Source organism: Clostridium chauvoei (genome assembly GCF_002327185.1).
GTDB lineage: Bacteria > Bacillota > Clostridia > Clostridiales > Clostridiaceae > Clostridium > Clostridium chauvoei.
This window is the reverse complement of sequence record NZ_CP018624.1, coordinates 1,507,465-1,523,846: the sequence shown is the minus strand read 5'-3', so window position 1 is coordinate 1,523,846 and position 16,382 is coordinate 1,507,465. Positions and strand designations below refer to the sequence as shown.

The window sequence follows — 16,382 nt, the reverse complement described above, 5'->3', positions numbered from 1 at the left end:
TCATCAATAGCTTTCTTTATAGAAGTATTAAATGTTGATTTAATTAAAAAACAGCCTAAAATATTTAAAGTAAGAAAAAAAGAATACCAAAATTTATAAATAACTTATTTTTTAATTTCATAAAGCTACTCCTTTAGTTTATAACCTATTTTATAAACAGTTATAAGATTGTTTTTTAAATTAAGCTTTTCACGTAACTGTTTTACATGCATATCTACAGTTCTAGTTTCTCCATAAAAATCGTACCCCCATACTTTGTCTAGCAAACATTCTCTACTAAGAACTATATTGGTATTCTTAATAAATTCTACAAGTAGATTATATTCTTTAACAGTTAAAGAAACTTCATTATCATTATTTTTAACAATTCTTTCATTAGTTAAAATAGTTATATTCTTAAATTTTAGTATATTATTATCAGAATAATAATTGTTTTTTCGCCTTAAAATAACTTCTATTCTTGCTAAAAGTTCTAGTGGTTCAAAGGGTTTTGTTATATAATCTTCAGCTCCTAATTTAAGACCTAAAATTTTATCCTGTAGACTACATTTAGCAGTTAAAAATATTACTGGAATTTTTTTATGTTTTATTTCTTGGAATAATTTAATGCCATCCATCTTAGGAAGCATTATATCTAAAAGAATTAAGTCAAAATTAAATTTATTAATTAAATTAAGAGCAATTTCTCCATTTGAAGCCTCCATAGTTGTATAATTTTCAAGTTCTAGTGTAAGTACAATTAAATCACGTATTGATTTTTCATCATCTACAATTAATATATTTGCCATAAGTCACCTTCCATATAGAAATTTCACTATAAATTATAATAATTTAAAAACTTTTAATTAACAATAGAAATAAAAAATTTACAACTTTATTACAACTTTATGTTATCTTTAATATAAAGAAGCTTTAGAATTATTTAAATATAATTCTTATTTAACATATGAGGAGAGAAAATAATGAATAACATAGAGAGAAAGTCTTATAATAGAAAATATAAAGAGAAAATAAAGAAATGTAAAACTAAACACTCTAATATAAATAAATTAAAGAAGCAGAGAAAGATAAGAAAGTTAAGGAATAAAATTATATTTAAACTTGTAATGATTAGCCTATTTACCATTATGTTAATAGTAATAATAAATAATATAGGTAATTATAGAAATGAAAAAATAATATAGTAACAACAAATTTTAATGATAAAAAAGATACAGAATTTAAGCAAAAAGAAAAAAAAGAAATAAAGAAAACACATCCACGTGAAATAATGCCTAATAGTAACGTTACATATGAAGGAATGACCTATGCAATGGATGCTAGTGAAGTACAATCCATGATTTATGGTACATATCCAGGATTAAAGAAATATGTTTTCTTAACTTTTGATGATGGTCCAAGCCCTAATACAGAAAAGGTATTAGATATTTTAAAAGAAAATAATGTTAAAGCAACATTTTTTGTAGTTGGAAATAGAATAGAGGAATCAGCGAAAGCGCAAGAAACTTTGAAGAGAATTATAAAAGAAGGAAATGCTATAGCAAATCATACATATACACATAATTTTTCAAAATTATATCCACAAAATAGTATTAATATAGATTACTTTATGGAGGAAGTTAATAAAACAAATGAGTTAATCAAAAAAATCCTTGGAGAAAATTTTAACACGAAAGTTTTAAGAATGCCAGGGGGATATATAAGCAGAAAATATTATAAAGATGCGTCATTGAAAGCATTTGATGATAGGTTAAATTTAGAAGGTATTTTTAGTATAGATTGGAACACATTAAATGGAGATGCTGAAGGAAAAGATTATACAGTTGAAGAGATGGTTAATAAAGTTAAAGAAGGTAGTAAAGATGTTAATCAATCAATAGTTTTAATGCATGATGCATATGGTAAAGAAAAAACAGTAGAAGCATTACCAGAAATAATTAATTATTTTAAATCTCAAGGTTATCAATTTAGAACTATAAAGTAAATATATTTTAAACAACTTAATTTTACTAAATTCTATATATATAGTATAGAAAAATATTTTAATGTATAATATTATTAATGAAATATATATAGAATGGAGTATGAAATATGAAAAAAGTAGAAGAAAGATTTTTAGAGTATATAAAAATAGATACTAAATCAGATGAAAACACAGGACTAACTCCAAGTACAAAAGGACAATTAAAACTAGCAGAAATTCTTGCAAAGGAACTTAAAGAAATAGGTGTAGATAAAGTAGAAATAAGTGAACATGGATATGTATATGCAACAGTAGAAAAAAACTGTAATAAAGACATACCTACAATAGGATTTATAGCACATATGGACACAGCGCCAGATTACTGTGGCTCAAATGTTAATCCACAAATAGTTAAAAATTATGATGGAGGAGATATAAAGTTAAATAGTGAAGTAACACTATCACCTAAATTTTCACCAGAACTTAAAAACTATATAGGAAAAACTCTTATAACTACAGATGGAAATACTCTTTTAGGAGCTGATGACAAAGCTGGTATAGCAGAAATAATGACAGCTATTGAATATTTATTAAACAATAAAGAAATAAAGCACGGTGATATTAAAATAGGGTTTACACCAGATGAAGAAATAGGAGAAGGAGCAGATCATTTTGATGTAGAAGGCTTTAAAGCAGATTTTGCTTATACACTAGATGGAGGAGCAATAGGAGAGCTTGAGTTTGAAAACTTTAATGCAGCTGGAGTAAAGGTTGAAATTAATGGAGTTAACGTTCATCCAGGCTATGCCAAAAATAAAATGATAAATTCAATTATGGTAGCCCATGAATTTATAAATAAACTACCACTAAATGAAGTGCCAGAAAAAACAGAAAAATACGAAGGCTTCTCACACCTTACAGATATAAAAGGAACTATAGAAAAAACAACTTTAGACTTTATAATAAGAGATTTCTTTGCAGATGGCTTTGAAGATAGAAAAGAAAAATTTAAAGCAATAGAAAAAGAACTAAATGAAGTTTATGGTGAAGGCGTAGTAAAAGTAAATATAAAAGAACAATATAGAAATATGAAAGAAAAAATAGAACCAATAATGCATATAGTTGAAACAGCCAAAAAAGCAATGGAAGAAGCAGGAGTAGCTCCAAAAGTTAAACCAATTAGAGGTGGTACAGATGGAGCAAGACTTTCATATATGGGACTACCAACACCAAACCTATTTGCAGGTGGAGAAAATTTTCATGGTAAGTATGAATATGTACCAGTAGAATCAATGGAGAAGGCTGTAGATGTAATTTTAAATATTATTAGAATTTATTCAGAAAGATAAAGATAAAAAAACTTCTAAATTAAAATTAAATTTAGAAGTTTTTTCATTTATATATAATAATTGAGCTTAATTAAGGGTATAATTAAATTATAAATATTAACTTTAACAGTAGATGTATTTAAATATAAGCAAATATTATTTTGTTTAGCTATTAACCATAACATGAGATGTAAATTATCTAATATATAAATGTATTATATATTAGATAATTTAGTTTAAGAAAAAAACTAAATCAATAAGTAAATATTATAAGGAGATATGAACATGACAGGAAGAGTACTAATTATATTAAGAATTTTATCAGATAAGAAGATTCATACTTTAGAGGAATTATCATATAAAAGTGAAATACCATCATCAACTATAAGAAGATATATAAATAGTTTTAAAGATTTTGGTGTTGAAATAGAATCTACAAGAGGTCCATATGGAGGATATATATTAAAAAAATTTTATTATATGTAATATTAAAGATTATATGGTAAAATTATCATTAGGAGGTGTGTTTTTTGAATAATTTTGAAATAACTGTTAAAGTTTATTTGACAAAAGATATTTTACAAGAGGATTGTCAACAAGAAATTTCAGCTATACTCGATAGAGTATTAGCTGAAAACTGTGATTATTTAAATTTTCATAAAGAGAACTATTTTAAAAATTATTGTTTCAATTCTCTATATCCATTGGAGAGAGACAAAGTTTATAAAGAAGACAATATATATTCATTTCAAATTAGAACGAATAATATAGAGTTAGCAGAATATTTAAGTATTAACTTAAAAAATGCTTTTTCAAATTCAATTAAAATTTTAAAGGTAGATATTAGAAAGATACCAATAAAACATATAGATAAAATATTTTCAATTACTCCATTAGTTATAAAAACTGATAATGGATATTGGAAAGGCTTGATATCTTTAGAAGATTTCGAAAGAAGGATAAAAGAAAACTTAATTAAAAAATACAATCAAATTACTGGTGAAAAAATAGATGAGAAGTTTCCTTTATTTGTAGCTTTAGAATTAAAGAATAAAAAACCAATAGCAATTAAATTTAAAGGAAAAACCTTGCTTGGCGATAAAATATCATTAAAAATAGCTGATGACGAACTATCACAAAAAATAGCTAATTTAGCTATTGGAAGTGGACTAGGAGAAATAAATGCCAGAGGATATGGTTATGTAAACTATAGATGGTTATAGAAAGGAGGGAATTTTTTGTTATCTGAAATTATAGATAGCTTTAAAAGAGTTTTTAAGGATAATTTAGATGAGGCTATTTTAGGAAGTTATGTACCAACTGATGGAACATATATTTTTTTAAAGGAAGATGAACATAATAATTTAAAAGTTATACAAAAAGAAGAAATAAAATTAAATAAGAAAACAAAAGATGTTGATAGAACGATAAATAATTTTAGCTTATTAGCTAAAGCCGATTACTATAGTAAATTAACTGATATGAATAAGCCTATAGATTCTAAAAAAATAATTCATAGTAATAACTATTTAAGCTTTTTTGTAAAAAAAGAAAGTTTGAAAAATGGAAAGTTAACTAATGAGATTATAGAAAATTATTATAATGTTTTACTTAATCCCATAAGTAAATATGAAAAGAAAAGTAAAGCTAAAGAGTTATATATAGAAATTGAAAGAGAATTGGGAGAAGTAAATAAGGATAGAATATTTAAAATTAAAGAATGGATTAAAGAAAATATATATAAAGTGGAAGAAGATATAGAAAAAAAAGATTATTTAAAAATATTTTTTATATATGATGAAGATGACTTTATAAAAGAAAGCAAGCGTTATTTAATACCTAACATATATAATAATAATGATTTTAATATTAAAGTAGACAACGAAATATTAGGACTTCCTAATGATAATATGGGACTAAATTCAAAGAAACCTTATTTAGAAAATAAAACTAGAAAGGTGAAAATTCCACATTTAATAACACAAGAGGAAGCATTATTTCAAAAAAAAGTTTTTGATTATCTATTAAATCAATCGGCTCAAGGTTTCTATAATATTTATATAGGGGATGAGGTTATTCCATTAAAAGATAATGAGACACTAAATAGGGATTTTAATGGATATTATATAAGGCTTAAAAAGGGAAAAGAAGCTGAAATTCATAATTTTGATGTTATTTCAAAGTATAACCCTATGCTAATAAATCCATTTGAATTTATTAATGTTTTAGGCATTAATTATGAAACACTTTATTTAAATAAAAAAATAAATTGGGAATATGGGTTTATAGATACTAGAAAGGAAATGCAAGAATTAATAAATAGTATAATATTTAATAATTATTTAAAGACAAATTATTTTTCAGAAGATATATCTATAAAAGAGAATGTATTAAAAAGAAGTATATTATTATCAAGAGCAAAGTTATTTGATTGGTTTTATAAAGGGAATGATTATAATATTTGGCCTTTATTAAATAAAGTATCTAGAGATTTAATGAAATCATCAATAGAAAGTGGATATTCTATAAAGGCTATGAATCAATTTAATTTAAGATATTCTTTAAAGTTATATTTTGAAGGAGGAGAAGAAAAAATGGCAGATATATTGTCAAAGGTAAAGAATGATTTAAGAGAAAAAATAGAAGTTAGAGATAGTAGTATATCAAATGACAATGAATATTTTTTTGCAATAGGACAATTGGCAAATTTCTTTATTACTAGAAGTAAGGGGAAAAATAAACCGTTATCTCTTGCTAATCCAATTATTAATGCTAAAAAAGATAATATAATAAAAGAAAAGTTAAAATCTTTATATAAGAAATATAATTATGATATTAATAGTTCTTTTATAAAATTTAAAAACATGTATTATATGGTATTAGCATATCAAGTTGAAGGTAAAATAAATGAAGATTTAATAATTGCAGGATATTTAAGTAGTAGTTTGCTTTTTGAAAAGAAGGAGGATTAATAATGAATAAGAGAGTATATGGATTAATTGGGATATCATCAAAGATGGCTAATTGGAATGCAGATTTTTCTGGATATCCAAAGACCACTTCAAAAGGAGAAATTTTTGGTAGTGATAAAGCTTTAAAATATCCTATGAAAAAGCTATGGGATAATTCAGGTGAAAAAGTTTTATATATTAAATCTATGAAACTTTCCAAAACTAAAGATAGTGTTGTATTAGTGCCTAGATCTTTAAAGGAAAGATATGAATATATTTTTGGAATTGAAGATTTAAAGAAAGAAAAAAATACTGAAACCGTACTAAAAAATCTATTTGATGCAGTCGATGTTAAGAATTTTGGGGCTACATTTGCAGAAGAAGGAAACAATATATCAATAACAGGTGCAGTTCAAATAGGTCAAGGCTTTAATTTATATGATGAAACTGTAGCTGATGAACAACAAATACTATCACCTTTTAGAGATGCAAGTATAAAACCAGGAAAAGAAGATAAAGAGGAAGCAAAAAATTCAACATTAGGAACAAAAATTGTAACGGATGAGGCTCATTATTGCTATCCCTTTACAATAAATCCATTATCATATAAAGATTATATAGATTTAGGAGTTACTGAAGGATATACAGAAAAAGACTATATTAAATTTAAAGAGGTTGCTTTAAATTCAGCTACAGCTTTTGCAACTAATTCAAAAGTTGGATGTGAAAATGAATTTTGTATATTTATAGAAACAGAACAAACATTATATTTACCTAATTTAGATAACTATATTTCATTTGAAAAGAGTGAAGATCAAAATATAATAAGATTTAAAGCAACAAATATATTAAATGAAGTAAAAGAAAAGATATCTAATATAGAAATTTATTATAATCCGTACACAACAATAGTAGAAGCTGATATAGAGGGAGCTAAATATTATAATATCATTACTAAAAAAGAGGTGTAGTAATGGAAGCCATTAAATTTACTTTAAGAGGAAGAACAGCCTTTTTTAAAAAACCAGAAGTTAATTCGTATTTATATTTTACTTATGGACACATTCATAAAGTGGCGTTAGTTGGTATTTTTGGAGCTATTCTTGGATATAAAGGATATAATCAAATGAAAAAAGATGATCAATATCCAGAGTTTTATCAAAAGCTAAAAGATATAAAGATATCAATAGTACCTAACAATAAAAATGGAATTATAGATAAAAAAATAAATATATTTAATAATTCAGTGGGTTATGCTTCACAAGAAAAAGGAGGAAATCTAATAATAAAAGAGCAATGGTTAGAAAATCCTTCTTGGGAAATATATTTACTTTTAAATGATGATGAAAGCCAAAAAATAGCAAATGCTTTAATGGATAGAACATATATATACTTACCATATCTAGGTAAAAATGATCATTTAGCAGAAATTACAAATATTAAAAGAATAAATAATATAAAAACTATAGATAGATTCATAAAAATAGATAGTTTTTTTAAAAAGAATGAATTTAAATATAAGGAATTAGATTTAGATGATTTAGATGATTTAGATGATTTAGATGATTTAGATGATGATAATGTAACGGATGAAGAGTTAATATTTAAGTACGAAGAAATGTTACCTGTAGGATTAGATTTACAAACTAATAGATATAAGTTAGAAGGGCTAGTATATACTAATAAACCAATAGAAAAACGATTGAATTGTGAAGTTTATGAGATAGAAGGTAAAATTTTAACATTTATATAGAGATAAAGGAGGGGGTATCCCTCCTTTATCTATAGAAGGGAGTTATATGTATATAGAATATTTAGAAGAAATTAATATAGATGAACTAATAAATAAAGATTATAAGATATATGCACATATAAATGAAAATAAAAAAGAAACTTTAAAAGAGCATATAGATTTATGCAAAAAATATTTAAAGAGAATAGTGAAAGATAAAAATTTAGAGGATATATTTTTAAAAGTAGAAAATATAATGCTAGAGGATTATTCAGAAGAAGCTAGAAAAATATATAGAGAAATGTTGGTTTCTACTATTACTTTACATGATATGGGGAAATTAAATGGTGTTTTTCAAAAGAAAAAAATGAATAATAATTTAAATATAGAACATCTCAAAACAAGAAATGATTCTAATCATTCTATAATTTCTTCAATAATATATCTAGATATTTATTTTCAAAAGGTATGTAAAAATATAAAAAGTAAAAAAGAGAGAACTGGAATACTTACTTTTATGATATTAAATTCTTATATTATATCAAGACATCATGGAGGATTTATTACAGACTTAGAAGAATATCAAATGAAAATATGTAAAGATTTAAGAAGTGTATTACCATTATTGGATAAATATATTGAACTATATAAATATGCATATAGCAGAGAAATTAAATTAACAGATAAAAAAATAAATAGCATATATGATTATTTTAAACTGTATATGACTAAACTTAAAGAAAGTGAAGATTGTATAAGAAAGATAAATACAATTTATATATACGAAAGACTTTTATTATCAATACTTATAGCTTGTGACTATTATTCTACATCGGAATTTATGAATAATATAGAAATAATAGATTTAGGTTCTATAGAGGACTGTAATATTTTTAGAAAAGCTTATGAAGGCGGAGTAATATATAATTCAATAAGAAATTATGAGAAAAACAATTATGGTAAAATTAATGATTTTACTAATATAGATGATATAAATATTTTAAGAAATGAAATGTTTTTAGATGCAGAAAAAAGTCTAATGAAAAGTAGAAATAGTAATATATTTTATCTAGAAGCACCAACTGGAAGTGGAAAAAGTAATGTAGCTAATAATTTAGCTTTTAAATTATTAGAAGAAAATAAAAGAAAAATCTTTTATGTCTATCCATTCAATTCTCTTGTAGAACAAAATATAAAAAACTTTAAAAATATATATGAAAAAACACCAAATGTTTTAGATAAAATAGCTATTATTAATTCACTATATCCAATAAAAAGGGTATTAGTTAAAATGAAGAAGAAATTAAATTTGAAGAATATGAAAAATCATTATTAAATAGACAATTCTTAAATTATCCAATGATTTTAACTACTCATGTATCAATATTTAGGTATTTATTTGGAGTAAACAAAGAAGATGTTTTTCCGGTTTTTCAACTAGCAAATAGTATAATAGTTTTGGATGAAATTCAAAGCTATAAAAATAAAATTTGGGGAGAAATAATTGAATTTTTACATGACTATGCAGAAATATTAAATATTAAAATAATAATAATGTCAGCAACATTACCTGATTTAGATTTATTATTAGAGTCAGATACTAGATCAGTTAATCTTATAGAAGATAGAAAGAAATATTTTGAAAATAGAATTTTTAAAGAAAGAGTAAAGATAGATTTTAGATTATTAGATTCAAAAAATATAATAGAAGATTTATATGAAATGATAAATAAACATAAAAATAAAAAAATATTAGTTGAATTTATAAGCAAAAAAAGTGCGTATGATTTTTATAGTTATTTAATAGAAAGAAAAGAATTAGGAGAGTTAGAATTTGATATAAGACTTTTAACAGGTGATGATAATACAATAGAAAGAGAAAATATTTTAAATGAAATTAGAACTTTGAATAATATACTTTTAATATCAACTCAAGTTATAGAGGCTGGGGTTGATATAGATATGGATATAGGATTTAAGAGTATATCTATTTTTCATAGTGAAGAACAATTTTTAGGAAGGATAAATAGATCATGTTTAAAAGAAAATTCTTTAGTATATTTCTTTAAATTAGACGATATAAAAGGAATATATAAAGAAGATGTTAGAAGTCATGAGGACTTAACAATAGAGAATAAAAATATAAGACAATGTTTAATAGATAAGTCTTTTACAAGTTATTATGAAGAAGTTCTAAAAAGGCTTAAAAAAACTCAGAAAAGTTTAGTAAATTAAATAAAGAGATATTTTTTAAGAATGAAGTAGGGAATTTAAAATTTAAAAATATAGAAGATAGAATGAAATTGATAAATGATGATAAAAATGATATATCAATATTTATAAATTATAAAGTAAATAAAAATGGAAAGGAGATTTTAGGAGAAGAAGTATGGAATAATTATAAAACATTACTTAAAGATAATAAATTAAGTTTTGCAGAACAAGCAGTAAAACTATCAGAAGTAAGAGCAAATATGAATTATTTTATATATAGAATAAAAACAAAAGAAAACTTTTCTTATAACGATAGAGTTGGAGATATTATTTATATAGATAATGGAGAGGATTATTTTATAGATGGGAAGTTAGATAAAAAAAGATTTGAGTCTACTGTAGGTGAGTTTATATGAGTATGAAAATAAATGGAACGTTAATAAATTATTACTTTCATTGCAAAAGACAATGTTATTTACATGGAAACAGATTGAATTTTGAGGACAATAGTGAAAATGTTAAAATAGGTAAAGCACTACATGAGATTAAAGAAAATAAAAATACAGAGATAGAGATAGATAATATTAAGATAGATAAACTTACAAAAGATTATTTAACAGAAATAAAAAAATCTGATGCAGATCCTGAAGCTGCAAAATGGCAATTGATTTTTTATTTAAATGCACTAAATGATAAAGGGATTAGAAGAAAAGGGAAATTAGAATTTATAGAAAAAAATAAAACTAAAAATAAAATAATATATGTAGAATTAAATAGTGAACTTATTAAAGAACTAGAAAAACATATAAGAGATATAAAAATATTAATAAATTCTAATAATGTGCCTGATATCTTAAATAAAAGCAAATGTAAAAGATGTGCTTATTACGAATATTGTTATATCTAGGAGGTTTTTATGGGAAGTACTAAATATATTACTTCTATGGGAGAGTTAACAAGAAAAGATAATTCTTTGTGTTTTAGAAAAGATGGAAAAAATGTATATATTCCAGTTGAAGGAACTAGTGAAATATACTGTCTAAATGAAATAAGTATAAATACTAAGCTATTAGATTTTATATCTAGGAATAATATAACAGTACATTTTTTTAATTATTATGAAGGATATAGTGGAACATTTTATCCTAAAAACAAATATAATAGCGGAAAATTATTAATAAATCAAGTAAAAACTTTTGAAAGGAATAGAATAATTATTGCAAGAAGTATAGTAAGAGGAATTGGTATAAATATTATGGAGGTATTATACCATTATTATAAACATAATAAAAAAGAAGTTAAAGAAACTATAGATTGGATAAAAAAAGATTTTTTAAAGAAAGTTGACTATATTGAAAATATAAATAGTTTAATGGCATTAGAAGGAGAGGTATGGCAAAGATTTTATTCGGAATTTAAGAATATTTTACCAGAAGACTTTATAATGAATAAAAGAGTAAAAAGACCGCCAGATAATCCTATAAATGCAATGATTTCCTTTGGAAATTCATTGCTTTATACAAAGACTATATCTGCTATATATAAAACTCATTTAGATCAAAGAATTAGTTATTTACATGAACCTTCTGAGGGGAGATTTTCTTTAAGTTTAGATATTAGTGAAGTATTTAAACCTATAATTGTATTTAAAACTATTTTTGAACTTGTAAACAATAGAAGAATACAGGTATCAAAGCACTTTGATAAAAGTGTTAATTATTGTCTTCTTAATGAGGATGGAAGAAATATATTTATTAAAGCATTTGAAGATAGATTAGAATCAGTATTTTTACATCCAAAGCTTAAAAGAAAAGTAACATATAGAACAGCTATAAAATTAGATTGTTATAAATTGATTAAATTCATTATGGAAGATAAAACCTTTTTACCATTTAACTTAAAGGATGGGATGTAAATTGAAAAAACAAATTAATTATAATTACGTATTTATATTTTATGATATAAAGGAAGAACGTGTAAATAAAGTATTTAAAGTATGTAAAAAATATTTATCACATTTTCAAAAATCAGTATTCAGAGGAGGAATAACTCCTTCAAAATTAATTTTATTGAAAAAAGATTTAAATAAAGTTATAGAAAAAGAAGAAGATTTTATATGTATTATTAAACTTTTAAATGGGGATGTTTTTGGAGAGGAAATAATAGGAGTTCAAGGGCAAACAACAGGAGAAAGTTTAATAATATAAAATTACCAACCTAATAATATAGGTTAGAGCTTTAAAATACTACGGTATAAGTTATTTTTGTATTTAACTTTTATTTATAATAAAAAGCTGGTAATATATTTATATAAACATTATAAAATGGGCGTTGCATAGATATATAGTTATAAAAGAACTCTCATTTTTCTAAGGATTAACATTAACATGAGATGTATTTAAATAGATAACAACTGGAGAATAAAACCTATAGAAGAAGGATTAACATTAACATGAGATGTATTTAAATAAATTGTGTTCCGCCGGGTGCAAAATTCCCTTATATAGATTAACATTAACATGAGATGTATTTAAATCAGGAGTCGTTGTATTTGATGAAATACATGAATATGAGATTAACATTAACATGAGATGTATTTAAATAAAGGAGAAATATATAGAGTTGATAAAAAAATATTTGATTAACATTAACATGAGATGTATTTAAATATTCTCCTAAAGATGATAAGAATGAATCTTTTAATGGATTAACATTAACATGAGATGTATTTAAATAGATAAGCTAGGTAGTGACCCTGCTGGAAAATTACAGATTAACATTAACATGAGATGTATTTAAATGCTGAATCTGGTGAGGACAATGTTGATATAACAATTGATTAACATTAACATGAGATGTATTTAAATTTTGTGCAATACTATAGATATAGCAAGTGCAAGTTCGATTAACATTAACATGAGATGTATTTAAATCATCTGACACTAATAAAATAGAACTAGAGATTTACAGATTAACATTAACATGAGATGTATTTAAATCCTTCTGATGATATAACATTTGCTATAAGTTGTGGATTAACATTAACATGAGATGTATTTAAATGTTAAAAATTTTCACCCACAAGGAACTTTTATACAAGATTAACATTAACATGAGATGTATTTAAATAGTGAAAAAGAAAAGGAAATTAGAAAGAAAATAAGGATTAACATTAACATGAGATGTATTTAAATAAGTCAGTTTATGTGTGGATTAATCCAAAAGCATTGATTAACATTAACATGAGATGTATTTAAATTGGACTTTCCTCCCAAGCTTATTATTTTTTAAAACAGATTAACATTAACATGAGATGTATTTAAATTTGTTAGCTTTCTGTATTTGCAAATCGCATATAATTGATTAACATTAACATGAGATGTATTTAAATAAATTTGGAGGGATAATTTAAATGGGTATATTAAAGATTAACATTAACATGAGATGTATTTAAATCTTTTAACATATCCCAATCCTTGATAACGAGAATACGATTAACATTAACATGAGATGTATTTAAATGATGCTTTGAAGAAGTTAAATGATGAAGAGAAGTTGATTAACATTAACATGAGATGTATTTAAATTAGATTGAATGAGCATAAAAGCTTTTACTGTTTAACGATTAACATTAACATGAGATGTATTTAAATGTACAAGTGCAAGAATAAAGAATAGTGGAAAGGAAGATTAACATTAACATGAGATGTATTTAAATTATATTATTTCAGCTAAATCTAACATTCCCGTATCAGATTAACATTAACATGAGATGTATTTAAATGTAAGTAGGAGGATAAAGAGAGCTATAAAACATTTAAGATTAACATTAACATGAGATGTATTTAAATACAACTTACGAACTAGCTAACAAAATAAGCGGGGTGATTAACATTAACATGAGATGTATTTAAATTTAAAGTTTCGGTTAGCTACGTCCATATTTTCCCTGGATTAACATTAACATGAGATGTATTTAAATTTTGAAAGAGGTGTATTAATATGCCTATTTTTTTATGATTAACATTAACATGAGATGTATTTAAATGAGCAAGAAGAATATAGTACATCAAAAAATAATGAGATTAACATTAACATGAGATGTATTTAAATTACTTAGGGTTTTCCTCATAACACCCGATATGGTATGATTAACATTAACATGAGATGTATTTAAATATTCTTTGCTTTTATCTCTATATTTAACTATCTCTGATTAACATTAACATGAGATGTATTTAAATCAGAAAGGCTAGGAATTCTAATAAAGAGTACGATGAGATTAACATTAACATGAGATGTATTTAAATATTGTAAATCAAGTGAGACCTTTCCCAACACCGGCTGATTAACATTAACATGAGATGTATTTAAATAAAAGGAGCTGATGGGAATCAAGGACCAATTGGAGATTAACATTAACATGAGATGTATTTAAATTAAGGAAATGTACAACAGTATAATTGGTAAAATGAAGATTAACATTAACATGAGATGTATTTAAATGGTAGAAAATAATGATGAAATAAAATATTGTTTTTAGATTAACATTAACATGAGATGTATTTAAATATCCGAGACAGTAGATAGTTTTGTGTAAAAACAAAACTATCTACTGTTTTTTGTATTAACAGTTGGAAGTTTTGGAATAATATACTATATAAATTAGGAGAAATTATTCTGACAAGAAAAATTGATACCAACTTTGATTACAATGAGGAAATTAAAAGATGCAAAACAATCGATGATGTAATGGGTAAAAACGGATTAATACAAAGATTAGTTAAAGATGTTCTTGAAAATATATTAGAAGGTGAAATGGAAGAACATCTAGGAAGAAATAAATATGAACGTGTAGAAGCAGTTGATCAAACTAAGAAGAACTACAGGAATGGTTATAGTCGCAAGAATTTAAGAAGTTCCTTCGGTGACGTCGACCTAGACGTACCCCGTGATAGAAATGCTGAATTTGAGCCACAAATTATAAAAAAATATGAAACCGTGTGTACTGAGTTAGATAAAAAGATTATATCTTTATATGCTAAAGGTATGTCAACATCTGATATTCAGGCTGAAATTGAAGACTTATATGGAATAACTATATCACCATCGATGGTATCTAAAATAACTGATAAAGTGCTTGCTAGCGCCGCCGAATGGCAAAATAGAGTATTAGATAAAATATATCCAATAGTTTATTTAGATGCTATGTACTTTAAAGTTAGAAGTAATGGAAAGATAGTTAACAAGGCTGTCTATATATGCTTAGGATACACTATGGAAGGATATAAAGATATTTTAGGTATATGGGTTGATGAAGCTGAAGGTGCTAAATTCTGGTTAGGAATTTGCAATGATTTAAAAAATAGAGGTGTAAAAGAAATTTTAATTGCTTGTATGGATGGATTAAAAGGTATTCCACAAGCTATAAAAACAGTATTTCCATCAGTAAATATTCAAACATGTATTGTTCATCAAATAAGAAATTCAATAAAATACATAGCTTCAAAAGATAAAAAAGCATTTATGAAAGATTTGAAGGAGGTTTATAAGGCTACAACAGAGGAACTTGCGTTAGCACAGCTAGATAATTTAAAGGAGATATGGGGAGATAAATATGGAATAGTAATAGATTCCTGGTATAACAATTGGAGTAACCTTTCAACATTTTTTGACTTCTCTCCAACTATAAGAAAGATGATTTATACTACAAATATCTTAGAAGGTTTTAATCGTCAAATACGTAAATTCACTAAAGTTAGAGTCATATTCCCAACTGATGAATCTTTAAATAAGTGTGTTTACTTAGCAACAATGGAGATACTAGAAAAATGGACTCAACCTATACATAATTGGGGTGCTACGCTAGCGGAGCTATCAATAATATTTGAAGATCAATTAAAAGATGAATTAGCTTAAAAGCTTGTACTTTTTATAAATTATATGCATACTATTAGATTTTTTTGAAATACTAAAAAAGGTAATAAAAAACATTATTAGTATTTCTTAAATATAAAAAAATATTACTGGAAATGAAAATTTCCAGTAATATTAAAATAATAAAAATGATAATTACACAGAATTATCTATTCTCTCAAATATCCTAACAATTAAGTATTATCTCTTATTCCCCTTGATTAACATTAACATGAGATGTATTTAAATTAATTGAAACTAGTATCACTGATTCTTTT

General features: G+C 24.3%; 16 protein-coding genes and 2 CRISPR repeat arrays (1 of these 18 running past the window's edge). Of the genes, 15 read left to right on the top strand and 1 reads right to left on the bottom strand.

Annotated features, from left to right (window positions below; genetic code table 11):
• Positions 1 to 125 precede the first annotated feature (125 nt).
• On the bottom strand, positions 126 to 788 hold the full coding sequence (locus tag BTM21_RS07190) for a response regulator transcription factor (protein ID WP_021875381.1): 663 nt from the start codon (positions 786 to 788) through the stop codon (positions 126 to 128).
• Between the two features lie 174 nt (positions 789 to 962).
• Here BTM21_RS07190 and BTM21_RS07185 point away from each other — a divergent pair, with 174 nt between their 5' ends.
• The 15 genes from BTM21_RS07185 (at position 963) to BTM21_RS07115 (ending at position 16,107) form a co-directional block, all read left to right on the top strand.
• Positions 963 to 1,184, top strand: a complete 222-nt coding sequence (locus BTM21_RS07185) for a hypothetical protein (RefSeq protein WP_096145393.1) — start codon at positions 963 to 965, stop codon at positions 1,182 to 1,184.
• A gap of 86 nt (positions 1,185 to 1,270) precedes the next feature.
• Positions 1,271 to 1,984 (top strand): polysaccharide deacetylase family protein, encoded by a 714-nt coding sequence (locus BTM21_RS07180; RefSeq protein WP_096145392.1) that lies wholly within the window; start codon positions 1,271 to 1,273, stop codon positions 1,982 to 1,984.
• 107 nt (positions 1,985 to 2,091) lie between these two features.
• Positions 2,092 to 3,312 carry a peptidase T gene (pepT, locus tag BTM21_RS07175; protein WP_021875383.1) on the top strand — a complete coding sequence of 407 codons (1,221 nt, stop codon included), beginning with the start codon at positions 2,092 to 2,094 and terminating at the stop codon, positions 3,310 to 3,312.
• Positions 3,313 to 3,576: 264 nt separating this feature from the next.
• Positions 3,577 to 3,777: an HTH domain-containing protein gene (locus BTM21_RS07170; RefSeq protein ID WP_021875384.1), complete on the top strand. Its 201-nt coding sequence runs from the start codon at positions 3,577 to 3,579 to the stop codon at positions 3,775 to 3,777.
• 44 nt (positions 3,778 to 3,821) lie between these two features.
• A complete protein-coding gene (gene cas6 / locus BTM21_RS07165) occupies positions 3,822 to 4,514 on the top strand; it encodes a CRISPR-associated endoribonuclease Cas6 (protein WP_079481274.1) in 693 nt (230 codons plus the stop codon).
• Positions 4,515 to 4,529: 15 nt separating this feature from the next.
• Complete coding sequence (locus tag BTM21_RS07160; protein ID WP_021875386.1) at positions 4,530 to 6,263, top strand: hypothetical protein; 1,734 nt, start codon at positions 4,530 to 4,532, stop codon at positions 6,261 to 6,263.
• A 2-nt stretch (positions 6,264 to 6,265) separates the two neighbouring features.
• Positions 6,266 to 7,213: a type I CRISPR-associated protein Cas7 gene (locus BTM21_RS07155; protein WP_021875387.1), complete on the top strand. Its 948-nt coding sequence runs from the start codon at positions 6,266 to 6,268 to the stop codon at positions 7,211 to 7,213.
• Positions 7,214 to 7,215: 2 nt separating this feature from the next.
• Positions 7,216 to 7,995: a type I-B CRISPR-associated protein Cas5b gene (gene cas5b, locus BTM21_RS07150; protein WP_021875388.1), complete on the top strand. Its 780-nt coding sequence runs from the start codon at positions 7,216 to 7,218 to the stop codon at positions 7,993 to 7,995.
• A gap of 46 nt (positions 7,996 to 8,041) precedes the next feature.
• Positions 8,042 to 9,310, top strand: coding sequence for a CRISPR-associated endonuclease Cas3'' (locus tag BTM21_RS07145; RefSeq protein WP_096145391.1), 1,269 nt, complete (start codon positions 8,042 to 8,044; stop codon positions 9,308 to 9,310).
• 23 nt (positions 9,311 to 9,333) lie between these two features.
• On the top strand, positions 9,334 to 10,209 hold the full coding sequence (locus tag BTM21_RS07140; protein ID WP_096145390.1) for a helicase-related protein: 876 nt from the start codon (positions 9,334 to 9,336) through the stop codon (positions 10,207 to 10,209).
• A gap of 62 nt (positions 10,210 to 10,271) precedes the next feature.
• Complete coding sequence (locus tag BTM21_RS07135; RefSeq protein WP_096145389.1) at positions 10,272 to 10,604, top strand: hypothetical protein; 333 nt, start codon at positions 10,272 to 10,274, stop codon at positions 10,602 to 10,604.
• A 2-nt stretch (positions 10,605 to 10,606) separates the two neighbouring features.
• On the top strand, positions 10,607 to 11,095 hold the full coding sequence (cas4, locus tag BTM21_RS07130) for a CRISPR-associated protein Cas4 (protein ID WP_079481815.1): 489 nt from the start codon (positions 10,607 to 10,609) through the stop codon (positions 11,093 to 11,095).
• A 9-nt stretch (positions 11,096 to 11,104) separates the two neighbouring features.
• A complete protein-coding gene (cas1b, locus tag BTM21_RS07125; protein ID WP_021875392.1) occupies positions 11,105 to 12,103 on the top strand; it encodes a type I-B CRISPR-associated endonuclease Cas1b in 999 nt (332 codons plus the stop codon).
• Between the two features lies 1 nt (position 12,104).
• On the top strand, positions 12,105 to 12,395 hold the full coding sequence (gene cas2 / locus BTM21_RS07120; RefSeq protein ID WP_079481275.1) for a CRISPR-associated endonuclease Cas2: 291 nt from the start codon (positions 12,105 to 12,107) through the stop codon (positions 12,393 to 12,395).
• Between the two features lie 167 nt (positions 12,396 to 12,562).
• Positions 12,563 to 14,760: a CRISPR direct-repeat array (repeat unit 30 nt; unit sequence GATTAACATTAACATGAGATGTATTTAAAT).
• 120 nt (positions 14,761 to 14,880) lie between these two features.
• On the top strand, positions 14,881 to 16,107 hold the full coding sequence (locus tag BTM21_RS07115) for an IS256 family transposase (protein ID WP_172000993.1): 1,227 nt from the start codon (positions 14,881 to 14,883) through the stop codon (positions 16,105 to 16,107).
• A gap of 216 nt (positions 16,108 to 16,323) precedes the next feature.
• Positions 16,324 to 16,382: direct repeats of the CRISPR family, unit length 30 nt; unit sequence GATTAACATTAACATGAGATGTATTTAAAT; it runs 631 nt beyond the window's last position.

Bases quoted from the DNA above. Each gene is read 5' to 3' on its own strand.
- BTM21_RS07190 (WP_021875381.1), bottom strand. From the start codon at position 788: ATGGCAAATATATTAATTGTAGATGATGAAAAATCAATACGTGATTTA.
- BTM21_RS07185 (WP_096145393.1), top strand. From the start codon at position 963: ATGAATAACATAGAGAGAAAGTCTTATAATAGAAAATATAAAGAGAAA.
- BTM21_RS07180 (WP_096145392.1), top strand. From the start codon at position 1,271: ATGCCTAATAGTAACGTTACATATGAAGGAATGACCTATGCAATGGAT.
- pepT (WP_021875383.1), top strand. From the start codon at position 2,092: ATGAAAAAAGTAGAAGAAAGATTTTTAGAGTATATAAAAATAGATACT.
- BTM21_RS07170 (WP_021875384.1), top strand. From the start codon at position 3,577: ATGACAGGAAGAGTACTAATTATATTAAGAATTTTATCAGATAAGAAG.
- BTM21_RS07155 (WP_021875387.1), top strand. From the start codon at position 6,266: ATGAATAAGAGAGTATATGGATTAATTGGGATATCATCAAAGATGGCT.
- cas5b (WP_021875388.1), top strand. From the start codon at position 7,216: ATGGAAGCCATTAAATTTACTTTAAGAGGAAGAACAGCCTTTTTTAAA.
- BTM21_RS07145 (WP_096145391.1), top strand. From the start codon at position 8,042: ATGTATATAGAATATTTAGAAGAAATTAATATAGATGAACTAATAAAT.
- BTM21_RS07140 (WP_096145390.1), top strand. From the start codon at position 9,334: ATGATTTTAACTACTCATGTATCAATATTTAGGTATTTATTTGGAGTA.
- BTM21_RS07135 (WP_096145389.1), top strand. From the start codon at position 10,272: ATGAAATTGATAAATGATGATAAAAATGATATATCAATATTTATAAAT.
- cas4 (WP_079481815.1), top strand. From the start codon at position 10,607: ATGAAAATAAATGGAACGTTAATAAATTATTACTTTCATTGCAAAAGA.
- cas1b (WP_021875392.1), top strand. From the start codon at position 11,105: ATGGGAAGTACTAAATATATTACTTCTATGGGAGAGTTAACAAGAAAA.